The sequence below is a fragment of the uncultured Dysosmobacter sp. genome, assembly GCF_947631165.1.
In the GTDB taxonomy this organism is placed as follows: Bacteria; Bacillota; Clostridia; order Oscillospirales; family Oscillospiraceae; genus Oscillibacter.
The window spans coordinates 68,890-94,373 of the sequence record NZ_CANRKH010000003.1 but is presented as its reverse complement, the minus strand read 5'-3'; the positions used below and the strand labels follow the sequence as shown (position 1 = coordinate 94,373).

The following is a 25,484-nucleotide window of genomic DNA, read 5'->3' as shown; positions in this document are numbered from 1 at the left end:
GGGGCGGTTTTCTTATTCTCCTTGCAAATTTGGATCACTTGCTAAGGCGGCAACTATTGTAACGGCCAAAGCCTTACCATGAAGATTTAGCGCGTCAAAGAGATTGTCATATTCGTGTTTTAACTCATCAGATATTATTTTGTTGTTTGAAATTTCGTCAGGAACCTTTCCAAGAAGTGCAGCAAGTTCTGTTAGAGCAGATTTATCTTCATCTGAAAGAATAATTGCGCCTCCGGCACGAGACCTTTTAGAAATTTCTTTGGCTTTATTAACTAGGGGAATTGCGGCGTTAAGAGAAGGACTAACGTCATTGATATCAACAAGTTCGGTAATATTGATACCAAGAGAATCCGCAATACGCTGAAGCTGTGAAAAAGAGGGGTCTACCATTCCGTTTTCGTATTTTGATATCACAGAACGTTTGACTCCTATCATTTTGGCTAATTGTTCCTGAGTTATTGAAGCTTTTTTTCGGGATTTTCGAATGTTTTCACCTAGCATATACACCACCATCCTTTGTGGCATTGTATCCTGTTAGGAACAAAATAGCAATATGATTTGAAAATGTTCTTGACAGTGGAATTTTATCATGTTAAAATGTTCCTGTCAAGAACAAAATGAGATATTCCGCAATAAAAGGAGTTGTTCAAGTGTTTGGAGAATATTTGAGACAGTATAGAATTGACAATGGCTTGACACAGGCGGATTTAGCTGGGAAATTATCTGTTTCCCAGAACGCAATTTCACAATATGAAGCAGGGAAACGGCATCCTCCGATTTCGCGTATTGCCCATATTGCAAAGGCGTTAGGATGTTCAGTTGGTGACCTTGTGTCCGATTTGGACACATAACCAGAAAGGAGCGGAAACATGAAAAGCGTGATCGAGGCAATCAGGGACAGCAGCAAGGGCTTTGTAAATCCGTCCATTGAGGAGATTTGCAGAGATGAGAACGACCGGACAAAGGCGGCGGTGGATGCTCTGGAAAAGGCCCTGGGTCTGGATGACGGGTCATATGCCCCGGAGCGGGCGGCACTGCTGGACATGATGACGGAGCTGGAATCTGCTCGGGAGGAACTGGGCTTTCTGAACGGCTTCCGGGTGGCTGTCCGGCTCATGACAGAATGTGCAAAATGACCTCCGCCGCGCGGCGGAAGCTTATAGAAAGGATGTAAAACATGGAAAAGATAGCAATTTCAGTCCCAGAGGCGGCGGAGATGCTGGGGATGTGCCCCAAAAGCGTCTATCAGCTCACGCGGCGGGCGGATTTCCCGGCCTTCAAAACCGGGAACCGCACTATCATTTCTGTGGAGGGCCTGCGGGCCTGGGTACTTAAACAGGCCACAGGAGAGGGGGCGGCGGTGTGATGGCAGAACTGACAGAGTACGGGCGGGATTTCGTAGAAACGCGAATGATTGAGCTGTCCCGCTATGCCATGAAGCAAGACCGGCTTATCTTTGCCTATGATGACGTGGCGGTTTCCTTTGCAAACTTTGTCCCGTTTGACCCTAGAGGCGTCGAAGTGTTCCGGCGACAGATGGAGCCAGGAAAGCCCTGGGGCTTTTATATCGGCGGCAAGGGATGCCCGCAGCAGATGCAAGGGCAGGACTGGGAGAATGTTGCCCGTGCGCTAGGCCAGTCTTTTGCGGCGGACGTTCTGACGGCAGCGGCGGAAATTGCCGCGGGAATTGAGACCTCCGCCGCTGCGGAAAGTCAAAAAGGAGATGCAAAAGCATGAGCGGAGCGGAAACCAGTATTTACAATAAGTTGTCCGATGTTGCGGCGGAGGTTTCCAAGGCAAGGCCGTCCTCCAGGGCGTGGAAACCTATGTGGAGTATCACTTCCAAGATGGGCGGTACGGAGAATTGCAAGCCCTTATCAATCACAACGCCGGAAATGTCCAGGTGCTGCTGCACGTCATATCGTCTATGCTGAGTAAGGCGGAAACGGAGGCGGAAGAGTTGGACGCTATGCTCCATGATGCGGAAGAAAAAGAAGTATGTGCATGAGTGAAGCACAGGCGCGACGGCTGGCCGCCATGCTGACGGAGAGACAGCGGCGGGATATGCTCCTGATCGCAGCCATTCTTCAGGCGGAAAGCGGACCGCAGCAGGAGGAAACCACGAAAAAATAAGCACGAATTAGCCTTGCCGGAGACGGCAGGGCTAAACGTGCTTTTACGGGGGCGAGGGCAACGCATGGTAAACGAGGCTTTTTTGGAGGAAATTCAGAGCGGAAACCGGGAACATTTGCCGGAGATGTGGGACAGCGTGAAGCCATTTGTGGTAAAACAGGCCCGCCGCCGCGTGCGGGCATCCCAGACCGGAGGGGCACTTTGTTCCGTGGAGATGGAGGACCTGATACAAGAAGGTTTTATCGCATTTCTGCGGGCGGTGGAAACCTACCAGCGCGGCGGGCGCATGACCTTCCTGGGATGACTGGATTTGCACCTGAAAACCGCCTTTAATGAGGCCCTGGGCGTTCGCAGGGTACGGGACTACCGGGAACCGCTGCAATGGGCGGTAAGCCTCTCACAGCCCATCGGAGAGCCAGGAGGGGACACCCTGGCGGATGTGCTGCCGGGGCCTGATACGGGCCTAGAGGATGCAGAAGAAGAGATATGGCGCGAACAGCTATGCACTGCCCTGGTGGACGCGCTGGAGAAGCTGCCAACCGACTGGCGGCGGATTCTAAAGATGAGATACTGGTGGGGGAAAAGAATGAAGCAGATTGCGGCGGAGGAGGGTATATCACATCAGGCAATCGCCAACAAGACAGCCAGTGCGTTAAAGCGGCTGCGAAAGATGGACACAGCCGGACGGCTGCGGGAGTTTATATGTCAATGACAGGGGGCAAGTATGGCAAAACGGAAAAAGACCATCATAGCCGGACCAATCGTGAAAACCATCATATATACGGCTCCGGAGCCGCAGGACGGCAAGAGAGCCAGGGCGGAGAAGTCCCGCATGACCTCCGCCGCGCAAAAGGCAATGAACGACAAGACGGCCCGTGGACGCTTGGAAATGCTGCTGGCGGCGAATTTCACCGGACGGGACCTCTTTATTACATTGACATACCGTGACACTGATCTACCAGCCAACCGGGCCGCAGCGGTCAAAAATGTGCGGCATTTTCTGAAGCTGTTTCGGGAGCACCGAAAGGCCAGAGGCCAGGAGTTGAAGTACATATACACCACGGAAGAAAAGCACGGGGAGGCCCGCCTGCATCATCATTTGGTGGTGAGTTCCAACGGGGAGGACATAGAGATCATACGTAGCTTGTGGCCGTTTGGGGATATTGTGGACTTGGAGTATGTCGGGAAATTCGGTTATGAGACACTGGCGGAATATGTGACAAAGGAAAGCGTGACCGGGCGGCCCGTGGGGGCGCAAATGTGGACCGCAAGCAGGAACATGAAGAAGCCTATCGTGAAAACCGCCTACGTTCCCAATGATACCATGCTGGCTGTGCCGGTGGGCTGCCATATCATTGAGCGGGAAGAGAAGGTGACGGAGTTTGGGAACTATTGCTACATTAAGTACAGGTTACCCAGGGGATACAAGGAGCCGCCCGGGTGGGTGACAGCCGGAGAAAAAGGCCGATTGGAAGCCTTTTTACTTACTTGAAATAAGATATAACTTTAGGAATGGGGCCAGAGAAAAGACCCGCAAAGGCTTGAAGGAGAACCACAAAAGGGCTACCATGAAATCACAAGGGGCCAAACCGCGCGGGCGCGCATGTGCGGGAGGCCTGCCCAGAAAGGAGCGGTTTCATGAACAGGAAAGCCGTTGTGATTTGCAAATTAACGCCGTCTGGCGTGTTCGTTCCCTGCCCGGTATGCAGACATGGGAAGATGCTGCGGCTTCAGCCAGACACAAGCGCGGCGGGGCTTGTGATCTATTGCCGCCATTGCAAGCGGGAAAGCGTGGTTGATATCCGGGCAGGGGAGAGCCTGGACCGTGTGACGCTGCGGAAAATCAGCTAAAACAGGCGAAAAAACGGCGGTCCGCGACGCAAAAAATGGCGCAGCTTTGGGCTTGCAGGTGCTTGTGTGTGCGTGCGCGGGGTTCCTTGCAGCCCTCCCCCCGGTCAAAAAAAGTTTGGGTGGACTGTGTGAAAGACCGCAGGCCCCCCTTCGTGAGAGATTTTTTCCCCACGCTGGAGCGTGCCCCCGGTGTGGAAAAATGCCAAATCCTAGTCGGCATCCAATCGCAACGGGTCCAGGACAAGAGAAAAAGCCTCGTGGGCGCGCGGTGCCGTGTGGGCGCGTAAGGAAGTCCCCCGGCAAGAAAAAACACAGATAGTCAGGGCCGCTGAATGGCTACAGGAGACCCGCAGAAGGACGCCATTGGGAAAGCCGTCCAAGGAACCACGGGCGGCCCTTAGGAAGCACGGAGCGGCCACACAGCCCAGCTGCGAGGGGTGAAAAATTTACGCTTAGAAATCCGGGCAATCGGGGGTAAAAGTTTCCCTTTATTTTTCCCTTTAAGCGATTCCAGGCACTAGGAAGAAAACACCACGCGATACCATAAAACCGTTGAAACAAGGGACTAAAAGGAGCGGGAAACTGTGCGGGAAAATTGCTTCGCGCAATTCGAATCCGCCCAGCAGCTCCATAAAAGCCAGCCTTTTCTGCTGAAAGGGCTGGCTTTTCTTTGCTTTTTTGCACCTTTTCTCTGGATTGAATTTGAGGCATTTGCCGTTGACCACAAGCTACAGACAGCAAAAAACGGCCTGCCGGGATTTGCTTCCTGATGGGCCGCTCTTTGCTATTAACTTGCTTTCGTTTCATTTTTAAATCGCTCCCGTTCAGCGGTGATTTCCGCTTTCATCTCAACTATCAATTTTGCTAACAGTTCCCCGCACTCAGCCTCACTGTGGGCATAGACATTCCTGGGATATTTCTTGCCATCCGGCCAGACAGGGGAGTATTCTGGGTAGTATTGTAGGCTGGAAAATCAATCAAAAAATCAGCAGCCAGACGGTCAATAAACTGTTCTTGGGCTGGATGATAGATGGCTTCATGGAACGGTATCTCCACACCGACTCTCATGAAGCCATTATTTTTGATAAAATCTTCATGGCTGTGCAACAGGAAAAACGTAAACGAGCTAAGAATCCTGAAAATACGGTTGCCAAGAGTTTTGCACTTTGATAAAATTAACTGAACAAGGTAAATTGACCCGGCTCTGATAAATTCTAGTAGCCGCTTTAGGCGGAATACCTTTGATATGATGAGGCATTGCAGAACCCGCGTGGCTCAGGAATAGAGGTCTACCTTGAGCGGGAAAATATGTGGCTTAATGAACAGCAGATTTAAGTGCGGCCAATTGCATGGTGTGTTCTCACTCAAGCGGAGAGCGAGGATGTGGGCCGGAATATCAGATGGTGGATCAAACGAGAGTTTGAAAATGGCACCTCTGGTTACGCCGAATTTGTCTGCTTTGGCTACAAGCGGGGGAACAATGGGAAACTGACAATTGATGAACTAGATGCGAAAATTGGCCGGAAGATATAGATTGTCGGCGGTTTGATTCATAAAAGGAACCATTCAGGGCAGATAAGCGGGAAAGATTGCCTTGAACACCGGTATATCCAAGAGAGAGTCCTATTACTGGAAGAAGTCTGGAGGTTGGCGGATGAATATAAATTATGAAAACAATATTTATATTATAGACCGAAATTTTCACCTTGTGGAATTTGACAAGGCGGTGGCGGATCGTTATCCGGGAATCCGGGTGGGCGATCTGTGCTACCGGGCCGTCATGAACCGGGATGCGCCGTGCGCCCACTGCCCAATTGCGGACCGCTCGGACAATCCTTCCGTGATGTACTATGATTCCTTCTACGACGGATTTGTGGAGGCTGCCTTCTGCGAGCTGACCGGGGGTAAATACTGCGTGACGCGCCACAAGGTGGGCGTGGAGAGCGAACATATGAAGAAGCAGATCGAGCGCTCCGTCGGCTTCTTTGACGCGTACTGCCATGTCTTTTTATCTGCCTATTATGTGGAATTTTCCTCGGGGACCTATTCGGTGTTTATCCGCAAAAGGAGCCTTGAAGAGCGGTTCGGCCGAGACAACCGTTGGGAGAGCTTTGACGACTATATCCGCGATTTTATCTATAAGGACGATCAGGAAAAGCTCTTTCAGGCCAGCCGGATCGAGATGATGCGGAAACGGCTTCAAGAAGATGCGCGGTATGCAGTGGTGGTCCGAGAGCGTCCAGAAAAAGGTGGACGGTGGGTCCGTTTCGAGGTGAATCGCGGCATAGACGCTGACCATGCGCTGGTCAGCTTCATGGATGTCTCCGAGGAGAGAGAGACGAAAATCAAGCTGGAGCAGGTGGATATCGTCAAAGCGCTCAGCCGCGATTATACGGAGATCACCCAGGTTGATTTGGAGGAAAACACGTCCGTCCCCTTCAAGTCGCAGGGCGAGATGGTCGATGATGGCCACAGGAAAGTCCATCCGTATGATCAGACCTGGGCGTGGGTGATTGAAAAATATGTGTATCCGGCGGACCGTGAAATGTTTCGGAAGAGAATTTCCGCTCCGGCAGTCGAATGCGCACTGAAAGACGCGGATGCGCTGGTGATTCCCTTTCGGGCGACACTGGAGGGCGAAGTCCATCACTATCAGGTGAAGATCGTCACAGCGAGCGGTGACAGACGGCATCTGATTCTGGGCATCCGCAACGCGGACGCGGAAGTCAGGGCGGAGGAAGAGCAGAGGAAGGCCCTACAGGACGCACTGGCTGCTGCGGAGCACGCGAACAGGGCCAAGACCACCTTCCTCAACAATATGTCCCACGACATCCGCACCCCGATGAACGCCATCATCGGCTTTACCGCCCTTGCGGCGGCGCACATTGACAACAAAAAGCAGGTGGCGGACTACCTGGGAAAGATATCGGTGTCCAGTGAACACCTGCTCTCCCTGATCAACGACGTTCTGGACATGAGCCGGATCGAGAGCGGCAAGGTCAAGATCGAGGAAAAAGACGTGCATCTCCCAGACGTCCTCCACGATCTCCGAACCATTATTCAGACAAACGTGCACGCGAAGCAGCTTGAGATCTTTATCGATACCGCCGACGTGGTTCACGAGGATATCATCTGCGACAAGTTGAGGCTGAACCAGGTCCTGTTGAATCTGGTCAGCAACTCCGTGAAATTTACAAAGCCGGGCGGCATGATCAGTATTCGTGTGATCGAGAAGAGCGACGCACCCAGCGGCTACGCCAGCTATGTCTTCCGGGTGAAGGATTCCGGTATCGGCATGAGCAAGGAGTTCCAAAAGCACATCTTCGAGGCGTTTACCCGGGAGCAGACTTCCACCGTCAGCGGCATCCAGGGCACAGGCCTCGGCATGGCGATCACGAAGAACATTGTGGACATGATGGGCGGGACCATCTCCGTGGAGAGCGAGGTCGGCAAGGGATCAGAGTTTACGGTGTGCCTGCAATTCCGCATCGGCGGCGGTCCGGTGCGCTGCGAACAGATTCCCAAACTGGCCGGCCTGCACGCGCTGGTGGCCGACGACGATTTCAACACCTGCGCCAGCGTCACCCGGATGCTCGGGAAGATCGGCATGCGGGCGGAATGGACCACTTCCGGAAAAGAGGCCGTCCTTCGCACACAGCTTGCCGTGGAAAACGACGACGAATTCAGCGTTTACATCATCGATTGGGTCATGCCGGATATGAACGGGATCGAGACGGTCCGGCGCATCCGGGCGATCATCGGCGACAGCAAGCCCATCATTATCCTGACAGCCTACGACTGGACAGAGATCGAGGAGGAGGCGAGGAAAGCAGGCGTTACGGCCTTCTGCTCAAAGCCGCTGTTCATGTCGGAGCTTCGGGATGTCCTCCTGGGACACGTTGAAAAAGTTGCAGAGAAGCCGGAAGAGTCTGACGCGCTTTTCGAGGGCAAGCGGATCCTCCTGGTGGAGGACAATGCGCTGAACCAGGAAATCGCGGCGACCATTTTGGAGGAAAGGGGATTCGAGGTCGATGTGGCTGGGGATGGAACCGTGGCTGTCGAGAAGGTAGAAGCCGAGCCTGCGGGCCGATACGATCTCATCCTCATGGACATCCAAATGCCGCGCATGGACGGTTACGAGGCGACCCGCCGGATCCGCTCTCTGGGGGACAAGGCGGCTATCCCGATCTACGCAATGACGGCCAACGCCTTTGAAGAGGACCGCCAAAAAGCGCTGGACGCCGGTTTGAACGGACATATTGTGAAGCCGATCAACATTGCAAATTTGATGGAGGTTTTGAAGGAAGCCTTGAAGTGAACAGAGGCTTTCTGGAAGGTGGGCAGGACAATGAAAGACAAGATCAAGCATTTTCTGGCCGGCAGCCTCGCCGTCGTGTGTGTTGTGTGTATCACGGCATTCGCGGCACTGGCAGTTTATTTGAACCGTCAAAACGAACAGGCCATCGCCCAATTGGGAAGCATTTATATGGCAAATATCAATGAACGGATCTCCAAGCATTTCGAAGCCATCAGCGATCAGTGCCTGATTCCGATGACGACATTTTCGGAAAACCTTCCTCCCACGTGCGAGAACAATAAGGAGGCATATTACCAGTGGATGACCTACTATGGGCACAGCCGGGACTATGAGTCCATCAGCTGGTGTGATGACGAGGGAAACCTTGAGACGATCTACGGAGATCCACTCCAGTACTCCGGGCCCCCAATCTTTCTGGAGACGTTGAAAAACGGGGAGAGCCGGATCGCTGTTGGCTATAACGGCTCCGGGGAACAGGTCGTGCTGATGTGCGCGCCCGTGAGACTCAGTGTTCCGGGCATGGAGAACTGTGTCGCCATGATAGGCGAGCTGCCGATCAGTTATTTGTCCGAAATACTCTCGCTGGACACACTGGAGGATAAAAGCACCCTCATCTATTCTCTTGTCATCCGCAAGGACGGCACCTTTGTGGCCCGCAATTCCGCCGCGGTGCGGGACAACTATTTCGACCGGGTCCGCGCCGTATACGCAGAGACGGACGGCCAGACCCCGGAGAACTACATTGCCGAGCTTGAGGCTGCCATGCAGGCCGGCAGCGATTACTCCACCATGGTCCAGGTGGATGGCGTGCGGCAGCATATGTACGCGTCCAGCCTGCCCAACAGTGTGTGGTATCTGGTGACGTTCATGCCCTACGGCGCGTTGAACGAATCGGTGGAGAGCATGGGAACACGCTCCTTATCCGCTTCCGCGGCCGTCTGCGCGGTGATCCTGCTGTCCCTGATCGCCGTGTTCCTGCGGTATTTCACCCTGAACCGGGCGCAGATGAAGGAATTGGAGGAGGCCCGGCGGTTGGCTGAGGAGGCCCGGATTGCAGCTGAGAAAGCCAGCAGGTCCAAAGGCGAGTTCCTCTCCAACATGAGCCATGACATCCGCACGCCTATGAACGCCATTGTGGGCATGACGGCCATCGCCACCGCACATATCGATGATCCCCAGCAGGTGCAGAACTGCCTGAAAAAGATTACCATGTCCAGCCGTCACCTGCTGGGTCTGATCAACGACGTGCTGGATATGTCCAAGATCGAGAGCGGCAAGATGACACTCAACGAGGAGCTGGTATCCCTGCGGGAGGTCATGGACAGCATGGTCAGCATCGTGCAGCCGCAGGTGAAGGCAAAGCATCAGAAATTCAATATCTCTATCTTCAACATTACCTCGGAGAACGTGCACTGCGACAGCGTACGCCTGAACCAGGTGCTGCTGAATCTGCTCTCCAATGCCATCAAGTTTACGCCGGAGGGCGGCTCCATCGAGGTGTCCATTTACGAGGAAGAGTCTCCCAAGGGAGGGGATTATGTCCGTATCCGCATCAGCGTGAAGGATACCGGTATCGGTATGTCCAAGGAGTACCAGACCCATATCTTTGAATCTTTCTCCCGGGAGGACAACAAGCGGATCCACCGTACCGAGGGCACCGGCCTGGGCATGGCCATCACCAAGTACATTGTGGACGCCATGGGCGGCGAGATCACGGTGGACAGCCGGCAGGGCGTGGGAACCCAGTTCCAGGTGATCCTGGATCTGCAGCGGGCGGTGGAGCAGGTCGAGGATATGCTCCTGCCAGACTGGGTCATGCTGGTGGTGGACGATGACCAGCAGCTCTGCGAGAGCACCGTTGATTCCCTGCGCTCCATCGGCATCCGGGCGGAGTGGGTTCTGGATGGCGAGGACGCCGTTCGGATGGCTGCCCAGCATCATGAGGCGCATAATGATTATCACGTGATCCTGCTGGACTGGAAGCTTCCGGACATGGACGGCATCCAGACCGCACGGGAGCTGCGGCGGCAGCTGGGCGGCGATGTGCCTATCCTGCTGATGTCCGCCTACGACTGGACCGAGATCGAGGATGAGGCCCGGGCAGCGGGAATCAGTGGTTTCCTGATGAAGCCCCTGTTCCGGTCCACCCTGTTCTATGGATTAAAGCCCTATGTAGGCGCAGAGGAGGTTCAGACCGCCAAGGAGGAGCAAGCGCCGGAATTTTCCAACAAGCGTGTCCTGGTCGCGGAGGACAATGAGCTGAATTGGGAGATCGCCAATGAGCTGCTTCACGATCTGGGTCTTGAGCTGGAGTGGGCGGAAAACGGCGAGGTCTGCACGGAGATGTTCCAGCGCTCCGATCCCGGATACTATGACGCCATCCTGATGGACATCCGGATGCCCATTATGGACGGCTACGAGGCGACCGACGCGATCCGCGCCATGGACCGGCCGGATGCCGCGCTGCCTATCATCGCCATGACGGCGGACGCATATTCCGACGATATTCAGAGGTGCTTGAGCCACGGCATGAACGCCCACGTGGCCAAGCCCATTGACATCAGTGAGGTAACCCGTATCCTGAAAAAGTACATGGATGATTGATGGCTGTGTTTAGCTGAAACGGGCGTGTGACCGCGTAAGGCGGGGAAGCGCAGAACGGTCCCGCACACCCTCCCCCGAAATCTCTTGCTCAAAATAGTATATTTCTCTCCTTGATACAACTCAGAAATTCCCTGTTTAGCACAAATCCCTGCCTGCGGCGAGGATCCTTAGCTGGACAGGGAATTTCTTCACTTCCGACTGTGATTCGCTCCGCTGGGATTCGCGGTCAAAAATATTTGCTGCACAAAGCCGCCGCGGTACGCTTTTTCAGCGCCATACCGCCTCTTGCATTTACCTCAAATATGTTCTATACTTCCAATAGGATATAAGTGTCAAAGGTGGTATCCCTATGCTGGTTTTTTATAGCGTGATTGTTTTGGAAGTCATTTTTTTAATGGCGATCCTTGCAATCATGGCAAACACCAATGAGCTGCTCCCGCAGCATAAACGCAGACTGTTTCTGCTGCTCTTTCTCAGTGTGATCCTGGCGATCATTGCGGAGTGGTCGGGCACTGTGACCGTTCATTTCGGCGGGAGATTCCGGCAGGTCCACATCTGGACCAAGGTGCTGGAGCTCTCTTTGACGCCGGTTGCCCCGCTCCTGTGCGCGGAGATCCTGAACTGTTCCGCCGATCTGTCCAAAAAAGCCCGGTGGATCTGGCATGCTCTGATCCTGCACGCCGGGGTGGAGATCTTGTCCGCTTTCAGCGGATTCATCTTCTATGTGGACAGCAGCGGCCTCTTCCGCCACGGTCCTTTTTACTGGATCTATCTGGCGACCTACTTGTGCGGTGCTGCCCTTGTGCTGTGGACCGGCTATCAGGTCAGCCGTCAATACCAGAACCGGAACCGGATCATCCTGGTCCTGCTGCTGCTCTTTTTGCTGTTCGGCGTCGCCGCAAACCAGATCGACAAGAGTATAAAGTCCGCTTGGCTCACAGTCGCTATCGATGTGGCGCTGATCTATGTCTTTTATAACGATATGATCCAGCGCATTGATAAGATGACCATGCTGCTCAACCGCACCAGCTACAATAACCAGCTGTCCCGGCTGCGTGAGCCAGCTGTCATCCAGCTGTTCGATGTGGATCTTTTCAAATCAGTCAATGAACAGCACGGCCGTCTCTACGGCGATCACTGTTTACAGGTCATCGGCAGCATCATCCGGAACACCTATGGGAACTATGGAAAATGCTACCGGATCGAAGGTGATAAATTCTGTGTGATCTTGGAGACAGCCGGCGCTCTGGTGGATACGCTGAACGAACAGTTTCTATCCGCTATGGGGAAGCACCGCAAAACAGATCCGAATTTTCCATACATCTCTCTGGGCTATGCCCAGTATGAGCCATTCCGTGAGAGCCTCGAAGATGCAGTACAGACGGCGGATGCTGCCCTGTACCGCAACAAGGAACGCAATAAGATCAAATATGGCCCCATCCCTCACACCATGCTCCGCGAGGAACCGCTGCCTTCCGGGCAGGTCCTGACGGAAGGCCAGGAGTCCGCTTCGGCAGCGTTGGACACCAGCGGCTTGACTGACCGGACGTTCACAGCTTTTTCCGGCACTTCGGAGCGCAGCTATATCTATCTCTGCAACATGAACACCGGGGTATCCCGCTGGTCTCCGGCTGCGGTGCAGTATTTCGGCCTGCCGGGTGAATATATGTTCAATGCCGGCAAAATTTGGGAGTCCCACATCCATCCACAGGACCGGGAAATGTACCACGAAGATATCACAGCGGTCTTTTCCGGGCACCGTCAGGTCCACGCGCTGGAATACCGGGCCAAGAACCGCCTGGGAGAATACGTCGTTTGTACCTGCCGGGGCGTGGTGCTGAAGGGAGACGGCATGGCCCCTGACCTGTTTGCGGGTACGATCATCAATCACGGCATTGTGGACGATGTGGACCCTATCACCAATCTGCATAACAACGCGGAATTTACCAAGAGCATTTACCGCCTTGTCGAGGAGCAGACAGATGTCTGTGTGATCAAGCTGGGGATCGAGCATTTCCGTCATATCAACGCCATGTATGGCCAGCAGGGCGGCAACCAGGTGCTGCGGCTTTTCGGCATGGAACTCCAGGAGCTTGTAGGCGGCAAGGGGCGCGTGTTTCGACTGGAGGGGGCCAAGTTTGCCCTCTACCTATACGGCGCCGATCAAGATGAGGCGCAGGAATTTTTCCGTCAGCTCCAGACGCTGGCGGAGAACAACATCCAAATCAACAACCTGCAGATCCCGCTGCGGATCTACGGCGGCGCGGTGCTGTTGGATAGTTTCCACTCTTATAATGCATCCATCGTCCGCAGCAGCCTGATCTACGCGATGGAGCAGTCCTTGGAAAACTACCGCAACCAGCTGGTCTTCAGCAAGGATATTCGCAAGGGCATCAACACCAAAAATGTCCAACTTCACACGGATATTCACCGCAGCGCCATAGAGGGCTGCAGAAGCTTTTTCCTGTGCTATCAGCCTATCGTCTCCTTCTCCACGGGAAAAATCATCGGCGCTGAGGCGCTGCTTCGATGGAAGCAGGAGCCTTACGGCGTCGTGCCGCCGGACAGCTTCATTCCCTGGCTGGAAAACGATCCTGTCTTTATCCAGGTTGGAAACTGGATCCTTCGTCAGGCGATCGAAGAGACCAAGCCCATGCGCGAGGCCGACCCTGATTTTATCCTGAATGTCAATATCTCAGATACCCAGCTGGAGCACAGCGGCTTCCGCGAGGATGTCCTGAATATTCTGGACGACACGGGCTGTCCTCCGCGGAATCTGTGCCTTGAGCTTACGGAGCGCTGCCGCCGCTTAGACCTTGCCTTTTTGGCGGATGAATTGAAGTTTTTCCGCTCCCACGGCATCATCGTTGCCCTTGATGACTTCGGTACAGGCACCTCCTCCCTGACACTGCTGCTGCAGCTTCCCATCGACGAGGTGAAGGTGGACCGGGTCTTTCTCTCCAATATCTTTACCGATCAGAAGTATCGGTATATGATGGAGTGCATTACGAGGGGCTCCCGGATGGCGGGCTTCCGCACCTGCGTGGAGGGGATCGAGACGCGGGAACAGCACGACCTGATCGCGTCCCTCGCCGGTGATTGTTATCAGGGCTACTATGCCTCCAGGCCCATTCCTATTGGGGAGTTCCTGGATTTCTACCGCGAAAATATGGGAACATAAATTCCTGCGGCACGATCTTGTGTTTCGGTTTGAACAGGAGCAGCAAATGCGAACAAATTTTTTGAATTTGTCCGGGTTGCTGTTCCTGTTTTTTGTTTCACAATAAGTGTAATAAGGAATGGGGCGCTATAGGCTTGCTATCTGTTGTGCTATAATGCCTCCAAATGTTCTTTTGATAAAATCCCCAAAAACTGGTTAGTCAAATCCAATGCATTTAATAGGCGGCTTGCGCTCATTTCAAATGTTTTTTGATTCGGCAGATCAGAGATTCCTTCTTTCCTCCGGTGGCAGGAACATAATCGCTTATCAACACCGCAGCAAGAAGGTCGTTTGTATTTTGAAAAAAATTATGGGGGCGAAAAAGAAGATGATTGTAATACCTAATATCCGGCCAATTCTGAATATATCTTAATAAATCTGAAGTAATGGCATCCATATGTGACCAAAACATTTCTGGAGTATCCTTTCGAGATAAATCTAAATCTAATGCATAAAACTCAAACCGAAAATCTGAGAGAATTCGATCCATAGCATCGTTCATCACATCGTTTAATGTTAACATATACCTTTGAGATTGGAGATAATCAATTGACTTGTTAACAGCTTTTTCGGCTTCAGTGAGTTGCCTATAGAAAAAATTCAATAGATGCGCTTGGCGTTCTGGCGTACATTTATCGTAGTTTTCTTTTACTATTTTAAACCAATCGTTCCATGTGTGCTTTTCTTCTTGATAATCTTTCTCTTTGAATGAAACAACACATAATTCTGCCCATGTCCCGATAAAAGCACCAATGTGAAACTTTAATTCTCCATATACTGCATCGTATATACTGTTTGCTTTCCTGTTTAAATTCCTGGTGGTCGCACAATCAATTATCCATGCAACGACGGTAGATGCTACACAACCATACGAAAGGTTTTTGATTATGTCGGATAATGTGCTGCAGATACCCGCTGAGATAAAGAAAGAGAACATAAGAGTTCCTGAAAAGAGGGAAATAAGGCAAATATATATTTTGTGGTTCACCTTATTTGGTTTTTCGATAGTACGTTTCATAATCTGCATCCCCCCACTGTGTCCTATCGTACTGATGAAATAAATCATACGGTATATTTTACTGTTTTGCAACATTGCTTGAACTCATGTATGTTTCTCCGGCAGTTATTGCCTGTATTTCAAAAGTAATGGTTTTATAGAGAGAAGGTTTCAAAACCGTTAAAAGAAAACTAGTATACACCCCCTGATGTAGTACTTTCATTTTCCTACATCAGGGGGTGTTTTGCCTGTTGCCCGTTTTTGCTGGTCCTGTTCATGCACCGAGGAGTGTTTCTTTGTTTGCTGTACCCGTCTTGTTAAATGGGCTGCTATTTCTTACATGCCCAGAAGCTTTGGAAGGAATAGCGAAATTTCTGGAACATACGTGATTAACAATATGAAGAGAAACAATGTAATGATGAATGGCAGTTCTCCTTTGCCAACGACGCTCATCGGTTCCTTGAAAGTTCCCATGGACAGATACAAACAGGTACCAAAGGGCGGAGTCATGGTGCCAAGCTGGCAGTTCAAGATACAGATGATGCCAAACTGGGCAAAGTCGACATGATACCCTGCAAGTGTGGAGGACAGAATTGGCCCCAGAATCAAGACCAGAGGCGTCACATCCAAAAAGAAACCGCAGATTGCCAGAAAAATATTCAGTACCAACAGAAACAGGATCTTATTGGGGATCATTGCCTGGATGAACATGGCAATAGCCTGAGGAACTTTCTCAATCGTGATAAACCAAGTCAGTGCTTGGGCGGCAGCCGTCAGGAAGCAAAGACTTGCCGAGATCATGATTGCGTCTCCGCTGATTTTCAGAAGGCCTTTGAAGTCAAGGGATTTAAAGAAAAACATTTCCAGCACGAGCACGTAGACAATGGAGATGACAGCTGCCTCAGTGGCAGTGGTCAGCCCACTGTAAATGCCCCCCAATACAATGACTGGGAACATGATGGCGGGAATCCCTTTTACCAGCGCTTGACACTTTTCCTTCCAGCTATAAGCCTTTGCCTCTACAAGGCCATGCTTTTTTGAATAGAAAAATACGCAGGAGCACCAGATGATCGCCAACAGGATGCCGGGAACGAAGCCAGCGGTAAACTGCTTGGAAACAGAGGAGCCCATTGCAATGGACAGCAGCACCATGGGGATGCTGGGCGGAATCAGGATGCCCAGTGTGCCGCCTGCGGTAATCATGCCGATGGAAAGGGACTTAGGATAACCCGCCTCCACCAAATAGGGATACATGATAGTACCAATGGCCAGGATTGTGGCAAAGGTGGTGCCGGAAATAGCCGCAAAGAACGCACAGGCAAAAATGGTGGCGATTCCCAAGCTGCCAGGAATCCTGCCCAAAAAAGCACGGAACACATTGACCAGACGTTCCGCCGTCTCGCCGCGAGAGGCGATATTGCCTGCGATGATGAAGAACGGGATCGCAAGCAGGGAAAAGTTGTCCAAGCCAAAGTACATCTGTTGGAGCATGGTAACACCATCAAAACCCACCACATGGACAACGCCAATGGCAGATGCGATCAGGATCCCCACAGATACAGGCAGGCCTACCACCATTAACACGATAAAGACAATGCCGACCAGTGCCATTTATTCCATCCTCCCTTCCAGCAAGTCATTGTCCGGACGGAAGGCCCGCAGAAAGCTGACATAAGTCAGCAGGAAAAACCGGCCCCCCATGCCGAACAAGGCGATTGCGATGGGCAGATATGTGACCCAGTATGGAACACCCAGGGAAACAGTGCGTACATTCTGCTCGATCATGCCAACCATAGCCGTCCAGCCCCGTGTGCCTAACCAGATACTGAAGATACCACCGATGATATTGGTAACAACCGCCAGCATATTCCGCTTTTTTTCGCTGAGCAAATCCGTGACCAAATTTAAAGAAGTCAGCTCACCGCGGGTCAGCGCTACACAGGCACCCACAAAAGTGGTATCTACCATGATGACACGGCAAAGTTCGTCCAGCCAGACGAGATTGCCGGTCTTGGTGGTACGCAAAACAATCTGTGTGAATACAATAAGGGTCAATGCTAAGAAAACGGCTCCCAGCAGCATGGATTCCCATTTTGTAATCTTATCTATGATTCTCAATATCTTTTTCAAAATCTTCCCTCCATCGCCCCACTAAAAATCTCTAATTGCTCCTTATTTCTCCAAAATGTCGCAGGCGATTTCGTAGAGTGCCTTGGTGGAAGCATTTGTATTGACGATCTCTGCAACCACAGGCTGTGCCCGATCAGAAAAAGCGGCCAATTCTTCGGCAGTGGGGACAATGACCTCCACGCCGTTCTCCAGCGCGGTCTCTCTGCGTTCGGCATAATAATCATCATACAGGGTCAGGGCATACTCAAAACCCGCAGCGCCAGCCTCCAGCATCAGGGCCTGCTGTTCCTCGCTGAGCTTGCTCCATGCCTGCTTGGACATCAGATTCATGCCGCCGGAGATCACGTAGTGCAGTTCAGTATGATATTTCTCCTGTTCATGAAATCCCATGTCAACCATGGTTTCCAAACCGGTCTCCTCACCGTCAATCACGCCCTGCTGCAAGCCGGTATAGACTTCAGAGAAGCCCAGAGAAACGGGTGTTGCTCCCATAGCCTCCCACAGCTTAGAGTAAATGGGACTGGTCATGACGCGGATCTTCAGGTCAGAGAGATCGGCAGGAGTCTTAACAGTATGTTTTTTGTTGCTTAGGCTTCGAGTGGCGATATCGCTGTTTCCGATGGGGATCAAGCCCACAGCTTCGATCTCATTCCACAGCTTGGTGTGAAAAGTTTCGTCGTTCTGAACCCTTAAATAGTCCTCAATGGTACCATAAAAGAAGGGCAGCTCACAGACATTGCAGGCGGGTACCGCATTGGTCAGCTCGGAGAATGTCAGGCCAACCATGTCCAGTGTGCCCGCCAGAGCAGCCTGCATCATGGTGGATTCGTCACCCAGCTGGCAATCGGGATAGATATCGATGGCAATGGTTTCGTCCCGGGACTCCACATATTCCTTGATGTACTCTGCGAGGGACTGCCATATGCTGTCGCCTGTCTGGGGATGGCCGAATTTCAGAACGATCTTGTCACTGCTGGTCTCTGCCTGCTTGGATCCGCCGCAGCCAGTCATGATGCCGACGACCGCCGCCACAATAAGTACCCAGGCAATCATTTTCTTCATCATATCCAATATCTCCTTTTCCCTTTATTTTTAAAAGGATGTACTTGATACCATGAATAATAGCACAAAAACAAAGTTTTACGTTACCCACTTTCTTGTTGGCGGGATAGCGTAAAAATCAGTATATAAAAAATAAGCCTCCAAAAGAGACTTGTTTGTGGTCCTCCAAGCATAAAACGGTGGGATTATAGGCATCTTGCCCTGATACAAGGAGCCTTTTTCGTGAAATACGAATAGTGCTTCCAGTTTTTTTGGTAACCGCTTAGCAAGGCAAACTATTGGACGGGCGCTCTGAATCTTTGTAATATTTGAGCAAGGAACCACAACCGGGTTACCCGAAACATTGACAGAAAGGGAGAAAACTATGAGTTTACAAACAGAATCCAAAGACACATCATATTACATTAAAAGTCTTATCGGTATCATCATCATGTTTGGTGTAGGATTCCTTCCGCCCATTGCAGGCGTTACCGAATTGGGCATGAGAATTCTGGGCATCTTCATCGGCATGATCTACCTGCTGTGCGCGGTAGAGATTATCTGGCCCAGTATGCTGACTATCGTCGCGCTGGGTCTCTCTGGTTATTGTTCCGTCCCTGACGCCATCGCTTCCGGCTTTGGCAGCGATATCGTGTGGATGATGTTGATCCTGCTTGTGCTGGCGGAGGGAATCGCCTCCAGCGGCTTAGGTGAGGTCATGGCTCGCTGGATCATTACCAGAAAGGTCCTGAACGGCCGCCCGATGCTGTTTACTTTCATCTACATCGTGGCATTTGGCATCTGCGCTCCGCTGGTGACCTCCAATGTGACCATCGTCCTGTCCTGGACAATTTTCTACTACATCGCTGAGTATGCTGGCTACAAGAAGGGCGAGCGATACAGCACCATGCTGATCCTGGCCAGCTTTTTGACCTCCATTATGTATGAGGGCCTGTTTTCCTTCCAGAGCTGGCTGATCGCCTTGGCCATGATCTTCCAGGAGATGACCGGCATCGCTTTCAATCATGTTTTGTATTTCTTCCTGGGCCTCATTGCCTTGACTCTGATGTCCGCGCTGATCGTACTGGCTATGAAATATATATTCAAGTGCGATTTCGAAAAATTGAAGACCATTGATGTGACCACCTTGAAGAATGAAGAGATGAGCAAGCTGACTAAGCAGCACAAGGGCTACATTCTCTGCTTCGTCCTGATCGTCTTTTACATCATCGGCACCACTATGATCCCCACCGGTAACGTGATCCGCACCTTCTTGGACTCTGTTACGCAGGTTGGTTGGTTCACCATCGTCTTCTGCCTGGCAATCATTGTTCGTCTGGACGGCAAGCCCCTGATGGACTTCCCCAAGGTCGTAAAAAACGGCGCCGATTGGAACATTCTGCTGATGTGCGCCGCCGTTATCCCGGCTGCCCGCGCATTGACCTCTGATGGCACTGGTATCAAGGACGTTATGACCAATATCCTGGCTCCCATTTTGGGTTCTATGAGTCCTGTCATGTTTGTCGCTGTTGTGATCATCGTGATGCTGATCCTGACCAATTTGGGGAGTAATATGGCTACTGGCTTGGTCATGCTGACTATCGTTGTTCCGATTGCAGAGCAGATGTCCTTTAACCCCATGGTCATTGCCATGGCCATCATTCTGGTTGCCAACATGGGCTTCATCCTGCCGGGGTCCTCCGGCATGGCTTCCTACATTTACAGCAACAAGTGGCTGACTACGAAAGATATCTATAAGTATGGTCTGGTCTACTGCGTATGCTTCCTGATCCCTACCATTGCGGTGTATATCGTGGCAAGTTACATTATCTGATAGATAGAATAAAACCTCATACGGCTGAGAGAGCGCGGTAAAACTCTTTGATCTCGCTGAGTGCCGCTCTCTCAGCCACACTCAGCATACTGTATTTCTCATAGAGCAGGTAGTTGGTCAGGCCGGTGGGAAAGCCGGTGATAGGGATCTGGCGGATGAGGCCCTGCTGGATCCGATGGTCGCCCAGGGTCGCAAGACCCGGGACGAACGCAATGACGCTGTTGTCCGCCACTGCCTGTTTCAAAGCCTCAATATTGTTGAAGATCGTAAAGGTCCTGAACTTTCGTATGATGGGCGCAATCGTACGGTCCCGCAGAGAGGGATATACGTGGGTAAAAGCCAGGCGGTCCTCCAGAATTTCCGAGATATCAACGCTTTCCCGGTCAGCCAGACGGGACTGCGAAGATACGATCAGATCAAAACGATCCTCATAAAGCGGCTCAATGACCAGGCCCCGTTTGATCATTTCGTGGTGGATGTCGATCAGGTCACTGTTTTCAGCGGCGACCGCGATATGGGTCAGCCCCTCGCTGATGGCGTTGAAAGTGCGGCTGTACGGCAGCTCATGCACCTGCAGGGAAACATCGGGATTGGTCTCGACAAAGCGCCGCGCCAAATACACGGAAAGTGATGTGGCGACAGAGGGGTATGCCGCCACATTTACGATGGAGTTGATCCGTGAGCTCGAATCGAAGATGTTCCGCAGCTCGTCGTTTTTTTCCAGAATATCCTTGATGATCTCCAGAGCCTGCTTCCCCTCAGGCGTCACCACGATGCCCTTGTGGGTCCGCCGGAAAAAGGTGATGTTCAGTTCCTTTTCCAGAGATGAGATGATGGCGCTCAAGCTGGTCTGGCTGAGATACAGCTTTTTGGCCGCCGCGGAGATCGAGGAACAGTTTGATACCTCCACAAGATACTGCAAATATTCAACGTGCACAAATATCCCCCCACATAAATTTATTTTTTTAAGTAGTATACATGATTTAAAATAGAATGTAAAGGAGCAGTCATTATGAAACAGTACACGAAGATCCTTGCCGACTATCTGTCCGACTTGAAATATGAGGATATCCCCGCGGAGGTTTTGGAGCGGGCCAAGTTGGTGACGCTGCACACCATCGGCGCGGCGCTGTCCTCCATGCGCTCCAAGTCCGCACAGGACATTATCCGGATCGCCAAGACCCTGGGCGGAGGCGGCGTGGAAGCCACCATCATCGGTGATGGCACCAAAGTTGGTGTTGCCAATGCGGTGCTGGCCACCGGCACGATGGCTGATCTGCTGGACTGGGAGGACTGCGCTTGGACCGGCCATCCCTCCGCCGGTGCTGTTCCTGCCTCTCTGGCAGTCGCCGAGGCCTACCATAAGAGCGGCAAGGATTACCTGACCGCGCTGGTTGGCTGCTACGACATCTATCAGCGCGTTGCCATGGCCGTGCAGCCCTCTGACGAGCGTTTTGAACAGGGCTGGGGCCTGCACTGCTGGCAGATTTTTGCTCCCACCGCCGCTGCTGGTAAACTGATGGGAATCAAAGGCGACAAGATGAACCAACTGCTGGGAACTGCAGCGCACATGACGCCTGTTGCCATCAACGTGATCCACTCCAGCTTCAGCGATTTCTACCACTTTACCCATGGCCTAACTGCTCAGCTGGGCGTAGAGTGCTCTCTGATCACCGAAGCTGGCATCTCTACGCTGATGAATTCCCTGGAGGATGACGGCGGTTACTATTTGGGCGTTTCTGACCAGTGCGACTGGGATTGGTACGATAAAGACCTGGGCAAACGCCATATGATCATGGAATTGATGATGAAGAACTGGCCCGTGAACATGTGGATCCAGACACCCATGGACCTGATCGACAAGCTGTATCGGAAGCATCAGTTTGACCCCGACAGCATCGCCAGCATCGAGGTCTCTCCCTACATCCCCGAGCGTAGCGAGGAGGCTCCCGCCGATGGTTATGCCTCTCTGGTCCGTGCGCAGTTCAGCATCCCCTTCTGCATGGCCATGTACTTGAAGGGGCCCAAAGTCGGCTACGACTGGCTGGATGCCAAGTATCTGAACGATCCTGCGATCCTGGAGCTTGCCTCCAAGGTCCATGGCGTGGGCGAAACATCTCTGATCCCCCACAACTTTGATAAATTCCAGAAGGGCTCCTATCCTGTGTACGGCATGAAGATCACTATGCAGGACGGCACGGTCTATGAGGAGACCATGCAGTTCCCCAAGGGACATCCCCAGAACGATTACACCCGTCAGGAGTGTATCGACGTGTTCAAGCTGGCCACCAGCGACGTGATGAGCGAAGAGAAGCAGAACGCGCTCTGCGACTTCATTTTCAACATCGAAAACGTCGAGGACATGAGTGAGGTCGCAAAGTATATTACGCTGTAAGCCTGATTTTTCTGAGTTTGGAGGAATCGATATGTTATTTTGGCGTGCGCAGATCGGCCTGATCTCTCCGGGAACAGGCCCAAATATGGAAAATGACTTTCATCGGTATATCCCCGAGGGCGTCGGGATCAATACGACCCGTATCCCCTTCAGCGGCATGCCGTCTCCCGAAGGCTTGATGGATATGGTGGACTGCCTGGAGGACACTGCCAAGATCTTCCGTGGTTCACCCCACGAGTGCGTCATGTTCGGCTGCACATCCGGCAGCCTGATCGGCGGCCCCGGCTTTGACAAGACCTGCATTGAGACCATTGAGCGGGCCAGCGGCTGCCCGGGTATGACCACAAGCAGCGCTCTGGTAGAGGCATTTCACGCTCTTGGCGTAAATCATGCCGCCGTGATAACGCCCTATCCCGATAACACCAATGAGGTGGAGAAGCAGTTCCTGGAGGCCAACGGCGTTCATGTGACCAACATCAAGGGCATGACCTATCCCGAGGACGATATCGCCGAGATCCAGCCCAGCCTGGTATACCGCCAGCTCAAGCAGCTGGACAAAACTGGCGCCGACTGCCTGTTTATCAGCTGCACCGGATTGAATGTGCTGGACCTGATCAGGCTGGCGGAGGAGGACTATCATGTGCCGGTTCTCACCAGCAACCAGGTGACTCTGTGGGGCGCTTTGCGCCACTCTGGCGTAGGCACCAAGATCTCTGAACTGGGCAAATTGTTCACTATCTGAGTAAGCGAGGTAATCTATGAAACCCACGATTGAAGAAATGATCAAGGCCAAAATTCCCGGTCCCGAGACTGGGATTGAGGTCAAACACACGCTGTGTGATATTTGCTGTCCTGGTACGCATTGCGGAATCAATGCCTATGTAAAAGACGGCAAGATTATCAAGGTAGAAGGCACAGAAGGACATCCTTTTAACGAGGGCAAGCTTTGCCCGAAGGGTTCCTCCAACCGCCAGTACATTTACAGGCCGGACCGGGTCCAGACTCCTCTGCGTCGAGTGGGTCCCCGTGGATCGGGTCAATTTGAACCCATTTCCTGGGATGAGGCTTATCGGGAGATTTCCGACAAGCTGCTGGGTTACCGTGCCCAGTATGGTGCAAACTCTGTTGCATTTTTCTCCGGCTTCACCAAGTGGTATCGCCAGACTCTGCACCGCTTTGCCTATTCCTTCGGCAGCATCAACTATGGCTCCGAATGCAGCGTGTGCTGGAAGTCCACCGAGATGGCGTGGATGGCCACCTGCGGCACTATCATTGAGCCGGATTACGGCAACGCCAACACCATCCTGGGCTGGGCGCTGAACGGCTTCTACTCCAACCATACGGTGGCCCCCGCACTTCTGGAACTGAAGGAGATGGGCAAGAAGTTCATCATCGTTGACCCCAGGAGGACGCCCGCCACGGAAAAATTGGCAGATATCCATCTGCAGCTGCGTCCCGGCACAGATGGCGCCCTTGCCCTGGGCATGGCGAAGATCATCATCGAAAACGGCTGGGTGGATAAGGAGTTCATTGAGAAGTACGCCTACGGCTATGAGGAATACGCGGAATATGTAAAGCAGTTTGATTTGGATCGGGTTGCCAAAATCACTGGCCTGGACCCTGATGACATTTATCGCGCTACTGAGATGTATGCCACTAACGGCCCTGCCTGCATCCATGACTCCCCCTCCCCTGTGACCCATCACCTCAACGGTTTTCAGAACTATCGCGCCATCATCTGCCTGAACGCGCTGACCGGAAACTTTGACCGTGCAGGCGGCAACCTGCCTGTACGGGCGACCTACTACGATCAGATCGCAGGCTTTGACACCCATGAGCATGAATATTATCTGGAAAGACAGCCCGGCCCCCGCACCGAGGCGATCGGAGCCGGCCGCTTCCCGCTGTGGACCCGTCTGGTGCCTGAGTTCCAGGCTATGGATCTGTGCCGCCAGATTGAAGAGGGAACGCCTTATCCCATCAAGGCTGTGTTTGCAATGGGTATGAATGCCAAGATGTTCCCCGATACGCCCGCTTTCTATGAAGCGCTTAAAAAACTTGATTTCTTTGTCAATACGGAGCTGTTTATGACCGATACCTGCAAGTATGCGGATATCGTGCTGCCTGCTTGTACCTCTTTTGAGCGCGGCGAGTTCAAGGTGTACCCTGGTGGCTTTGCCACATATACCAATCCTGTCATCGATCCGCTTTACCAGTCCAAGAGCGATGTACAGATGCTGGCTGATTTGGCGAAGATCATGGATCTGGATGATGATTTGCTGAAAGAGGGCTACGAGGCCGGAATCCGCTTTATGACTCGGGATCTCAGCATTACCATTGAAGAAATGAAGGCAAACGATATGCCCATCCATGTGCCTGAGGCCAAGGAAGTCGTTCCGGGTGCGTATCTCGCCGCCGGCTGCAAAACTCCCACAGGAAAGTTCGAATTCAAGTCCACTATCGTTGAGGAGTTCCAGAAGAGCCATGGCCTGGATCCCATCCCCACCTTCCGAGATCCTCTGGACGATGACGCTAATGCCGAGGAATATCCCTTCACACTGGATACCGGAGCCCGCATACCCAATACCATTCACTCCAGACTGCACGAGGTGCCCTGGCTGCGGCAGATGAGAAAGTATCCCATGGCTGATATCAGTTTGGAGGATGCTGAGGAACTGGGCATCACCAGCAATGATTGGATCCGCATTTCCAACTCCTCCGGCAGTATTGAAGTTGCCGTGAACCCCTCTGCCAAGATCCGCAAGGGTGACGTCCACTTCTACCACGGATACAGCGAGGCGAATGCCAACGACCTGGTTGGCAGCTGGCATCTGGATCCTTACAGCGGCTTCCCCGGTTACAAGTCCAACCGCTGCAAAATTGAAAAGATTCCGATGCCTCAGCGTTATCTGAACAGGGACTGATGATATAAGAGAGTACAGCGCCTGCCGGGAAAACCCC

Annotated in this window: 24 protein-coding genes; 18 read left to right on the top strand and 6 right to left on the bottom strand. The window is 52.4% G+C overall.

Annotated elements, in window-relative coordinates; translation table 11 throughout:
* Positions 1-12 precede the first annotated feature (12 nt).
* A complete protein-coding gene (locus tag Q0Z69_RS02595; protein ID WP_298029611.1) occupies positions 13-501 on the bottom strand; it encodes a helix-turn-helix domain-containing protein in 489 nt (162 codons plus the stop codon).
* Positions 502-617: 116 nt separating this feature from the next.
* Here Q0Z69_RS02595 and Q0Z69_RS16830 point away from each other — a divergent pair, with 116 nt between their 5' ends.
* From Q0Z69_RS16830 to Q0Z69_RS02525, 14 genes are all read left to right on the top strand, one after another.
* A complete protein-coding gene (locus Q0Z69_RS16830) occupies positions 618-851 on the top strand; it encodes a helix-turn-helix domain-containing protein (RefSeq protein WP_367272206.1) in 234 nt (77 codons plus the stop codon).
* An 18-nt stretch (positions 852-869) separates the two neighbouring features.
* Positions 870-1,136, top strand: coding sequence for a hypothetical protein (locus tag Q0Z69_RS02590; protein ID WP_298029609.1), 267 nt, complete (start codon positions 870-872; stop codon positions 1,134-1,136).
* Between the two features lie 41 nt (positions 1,137-1,177).
* Positions 1,178-1,366: a helix-turn-helix domain-containing protein gene (locus tag Q0Z69_RS02585; protein ID WP_298029607.1), complete on the top strand. Its 189-nt coding sequence runs from the start codon at positions 1,178-1,180 to the stop codon at positions 1,364-1,366.
* A complete protein-coding gene (locus tag Q0Z69_RS02580; protein WP_298029604.1) occupies positions 1,363-1,737 on the top strand; it encodes a hypothetical protein in 375 nt (124 codons plus the stop codon). The genes Q0Z69_RS02585 and Q0Z69_RS02580 overlap by 4 nt, the downstream gene beginning before the upstream one ends.
* A gap of 79 nt (positions 1,738-1,816) precedes the next feature.
* Complete coding sequence (locus tag Q0Z69_RS02575) at positions 1,817-2,008, top strand: hypothetical protein (protein WP_298029602.1); 192 nt, start codon at positions 1,817-1,819, stop codon at positions 2,006-2,008.
* Positions 2,005-2,133 (top strand): hypothetical protein, encoded by a 129-nt coding sequence (locus tag Q0Z69_RS02570; protein ID WP_298029600.1) that lies wholly within the window; start codon positions 2,005-2,007, stop codon positions 2,131-2,133. The genes Q0Z69_RS02575 and Q0Z69_RS02570 overlap by 4 nt, the downstream gene beginning before the upstream one ends.
* A gap of 64 nt (positions 2,134-2,197) precedes the next feature.
* Positions 2,198-2,437 (top strand): sigma factor, encoded by a 240-nt coding sequence (locus Q0Z69_RS02565; protein ID WP_298029598.1) that lies wholly within the window; start codon positions 2,198-2,200, stop codon positions 2,435-2,437.
* A gap of 6 nt (positions 2,438-2,443) precedes the next feature.
* A complete protein-coding gene (locus Q0Z69_RS02560) occupies positions 2,444-2,845 on the top strand; it encodes a sigma-70 family RNA polymerase sigma factor (protein WP_298029596.1) in 402 nt (133 codons plus the stop codon).
* Positions 2,846-2,857: 12 nt separating this feature from the next.
* Positions 2,858-3,625 (top strand): hypothetical protein, encoded by a 768-nt coding sequence (locus Q0Z69_RS02555; protein ID WP_298029594.1) that lies wholly within the window; start codon positions 2,858-2,860, stop codon positions 3,623-3,625.
* Positions 3,626-3,771: 146 nt separating this feature from the next.
* Positions 3,772-3,984: a cysteine-rich KTR domain-containing protein gene (locus tag Q0Z69_RS02550; protein ID WP_298029592.1), complete on the top strand. Its 213-nt coding sequence runs from the start codon at positions 3,772-3,774 to the stop codon at positions 3,982-3,984.
* 584 nt (positions 3,985-4,568) lie between these two features.
* Positions 4,569-4,754, top strand: a complete 186-nt coding sequence (locus Q0Z69_RS02545) for a hypothetical protein (protein ID WP_298029590.1) — start codon at positions 4,569-4,571, stop codon at positions 4,752-4,754.
* Between the two features lie 884 nt (positions 4,755-5,638).
* Positions 5,639-8,302 carry a response regulator gene (locus Q0Z69_RS02535; protein ID WP_298029588.1) on the top strand — a complete coding sequence of 888 codons (2,664 nt, stop codon included), beginning with the start codon at positions 5,639-5,641 and terminating at the stop codon, positions 8,300-8,302.
* A gap of 30 nt (positions 8,303-8,332) precedes the next feature.
* Positions 8,333-10,906: a response regulator gene (locus Q0Z69_RS02530; protein WP_298029587.1), complete on the top strand. Its 2,574-nt coding sequence runs from the start codon at positions 8,333-8,335 to the stop codon at positions 10,904-10,906.
* Positions 10,907-11,255: 349 nt separating this feature from the next.
* Positions 11,256-14,087, top strand: coding sequence for an EAL domain-containing protein (locus tag Q0Z69_RS02525; RefSeq protein ID WP_298029586.1), 2,832 nt, complete (start codon positions 11,256-11,258; stop codon positions 14,085-14,087).
* A gap of 232 nt (positions 14,088-14,319) precedes the next feature.
* Here Q0Z69_RS02525 and Q0Z69_RS02520 read toward each other — a convergent pair whose 3' ends face one another.
* From Q0Z69_RS02520 to Q0Z69_RS02505, 4 genes are all read right to left on the bottom strand, one after another.
* Entirely contained in the window at positions 14,320-15,144 is an 825-nt protein-coding gene (locus Q0Z69_RS02520; protein WP_298029585.1) for a hypothetical protein, read from the bottom strand.
* A gap of 315 nt (positions 15,145-15,459) precedes the next feature.
* Positions 15,460-16,734 carry a TRAP transporter large permease gene (locus Q0Z69_RS02515; RefSeq protein ID WP_298029583.1) on the bottom strand — a complete coding sequence of 425 codons (1,275 nt, stop codon included), beginning with the start codon at positions 16,732-16,734 and terminating at the stop codon, positions 15,460-15,462.
* Positions 16,735-17,253 carry a TRAP transporter small permease gene (locus Q0Z69_RS02510; RefSeq protein WP_298029581.1) on the bottom strand — a complete coding sequence of 173 codons (519 nt, stop codon included), beginning with the start codon at positions 17,251-17,253 and terminating at the stop codon, positions 16,735-16,737.
* Positions 17,254-17,295: 42 nt separating this feature from the next.
* On the bottom strand, positions 17,296-18,318 hold the full coding sequence (locus Q0Z69_RS02505; protein ID WP_298029579.1) for a TRAP transporter substrate-binding protein: 1,023 nt from the start codon (positions 18,316-18,318) through the stop codon (positions 17,296-17,298).
* Positions 18,319-18,679: 361 nt separating this feature from the next.
* On the opposite strand from Q0Z69_RS02505, the gene Q0Z69_RS02500 reads away from it, so the two are divergent.
* The gene (locus Q0Z69_RS02500; RefSeq protein WP_298029577.1) at positions 18,680-20,128 is read left to right on the top strand and encodes an SLC13 family permease; all 1,449 of its coding nucleotides are present in this window, start codon (positions 18,680-18,682) and stop codon (positions 20,126-20,128) included.
* A 16-nt stretch (positions 20,129-20,144) separates the two neighbouring features.
* Here Q0Z69_RS02500 and Q0Z69_RS02495 read toward each other — a convergent pair whose 3' ends face one another.
* Positions 20,145-21,065: a LysR family transcriptional regulator gene (locus Q0Z69_RS02495; RefSeq protein WP_298029575.1), complete on the bottom strand. Its 921-nt coding sequence runs from the start codon at positions 21,063-21,065 to the stop codon at positions 20,145-20,147.
* Positions 21,066-21,140: 75 nt separating this feature from the next.
* Between Q0Z69_RS02495 and Q0Z69_RS02490 the strand changes: the two genes are divergently transcribed.
* Genes Q0Z69_RS02490 through Q0Z69_RS02480 form a run of 3 tightly spaced genes read left to right on the top strand, consistent with a single transcriptional unit; the run spans position 21,141 to position 25,447 of the window.
* Positions 21,141-22,523 (top strand): MmgE/PrpD family protein, encoded by a 1,383-nt coding sequence (locus Q0Z69_RS02490; RefSeq protein WP_298029573.1) that lies wholly within the window; start codon positions 21,141-21,143, stop codon positions 22,521-22,523.
* Positions 22,524-22,554: 31 nt separating this feature from the next.
* On the top strand, positions 22,555-23,265 hold the full coding sequence (locus Q0Z69_RS02485) for an aspartate/glutamate racemase family protein (protein WP_298029571.1): 711 nt from the start codon (positions 22,555-22,557) through the stop codon (positions 23,263-23,265).
* Positions 23,266-23,281: 16 nt separating this feature from the next.
* Positions 23,282-25,447, top strand: a complete 2,166-nt coding sequence (locus Q0Z69_RS02480; RefSeq protein WP_298029569.1) for a molybdopterin-dependent oxidoreductase — start codon at positions 23,282-23,284, stop codon at positions 25,445-25,447.
* Positions 25,448-25,484: the final 37 nt, after the last annotated feature.

What these genes read in the sequence shown, in the direction of transcription:
- Q0Z69_RS02595 (WP_298029611.1), bottom strand. Translation starts at nt 501, where the DNA reads ATGCTAGGTGAAAACATTCGAAAATCCCGAAAAAAAGCTTCAATAACT.
- Q0Z69_RS16830 (WP_367272206.1), top strand. Translation starts at nt 618, where the DNA reads ATGAGATATTCCGCAATAAAAGGAGTTGTTCAAGTGTTTGGAGAATAT.
- Q0Z69_RS02590 (WP_298029609.1), top strand. Translation starts at nt 870, where the DNA reads ATGAAAAGCGTGATCGAGGCAATCAGGGACAGCAGCAAGGGCTTTGTA.
- Q0Z69_RS02585 (WP_298029607.1), top strand. Translation starts at nt 1,178, where the DNA reads ATGGAAAAGATAGCAATTTCAGTCCCAGAGGCGGCGGAGATGCTGGGG.
- Q0Z69_RS02570 (WP_298029600.1), top strand. Translation starts at nt 2,005, where the DNA reads ATGAGTGAAGCACAGGCGCGACGGCTGGCCGCCATGCTGACGGAGAGA.
- Q0Z69_RS02565 (WP_298029598.1), top strand. Translation starts at nt 2,198, where the DNA reads ATGGTAAACGAGGCTTTTTTGGAGGAAATTCAGAGCGGAAACCGGGAA.
- Q0Z69_RS02555 (WP_298029594.1), top strand. Translation starts at nt 2,858, where the DNA reads ATGGCAAAACGGAAAAAGACCATCATAGCCGGACCAATCGTGAAAACC.
- Q0Z69_RS02550 (WP_298029592.1), top strand. Translation starts at nt 3,772, where the DNA reads ATGAACAGGAAAGCCGTTGTGATTTGCAAATTAACGCCGTCTGGCGTG.
- Q0Z69_RS02535 (WP_298029588.1), top strand. Translation starts at nt 5,639, where the DNA reads ATGAATATAAATTATGAAAACAATATTTATATTATAGACCGAAATTTT.
- Q0Z69_RS02530 (WP_298029587.1), top strand. Translation starts at nt 8,333, where the DNA reads ATGAAAGACAAGATCAAGCATTTTCTGGCCGGCAGCCTCGCCGTCGTG.
- Q0Z69_RS02525 (WP_298029586.1), top strand. Translation starts at nt 11,256, where the DNA reads ATGCTGGTTTTTTATAGCGTGATTGTTTTGGAAGTCATTTTTTTAATG.
- Q0Z69_RS02520 (WP_298029585.1), bottom strand. Translation starts at nt 15,144, where the DNA reads ATGAAACGTACTATCGAAAAACCAAATAAGGTGAACCACAAAATATAT.
- Q0Z69_RS02515 (WP_298029583.1), bottom strand. Translation starts at nt 16,734, where the DNA reads ATGGCACTGGTCGGCATTGTCTTTATCGTGTTAATGGTGGTAGGCCTG.
- Q0Z69_RS02505 (WP_298029579.1), bottom strand. Translation starts at nt 18,318, where the DNA reads ATGATGAAGAAAATGATTGCCTGGGTACTTATTGTGGCGGCGGTCGTC.
- Q0Z69_RS02500 (WP_298029577.1), top strand. Translation starts at nt 18,680, where the DNA reads ATGAGTTTACAAACAGAATCCAAAGACACATCATATTACATTAAAAGT.
- Q0Z69_RS02490 (WP_298029573.1), top strand. Translation starts at nt 21,141, where the DNA reads ATGAAACAGTACACGAAGATCCTTGCCGACTATCTGTCCGACTTGAAA.
- Q0Z69_RS02485 (WP_298029571.1), top strand. Translation starts at nt 22,555, where the DNA reads ATGTTATTTTGGCGTGCGCAGATCGGCCTGATCTCTCCGGGAACAGGC.
- Q0Z69_RS02480 (WP_298029569.1), top strand. Translation starts at nt 23,282, where the DNA reads ATGAAACCCACGATTGAAGAAATGATCAAGGCCAAAATTCCCGGTCCC.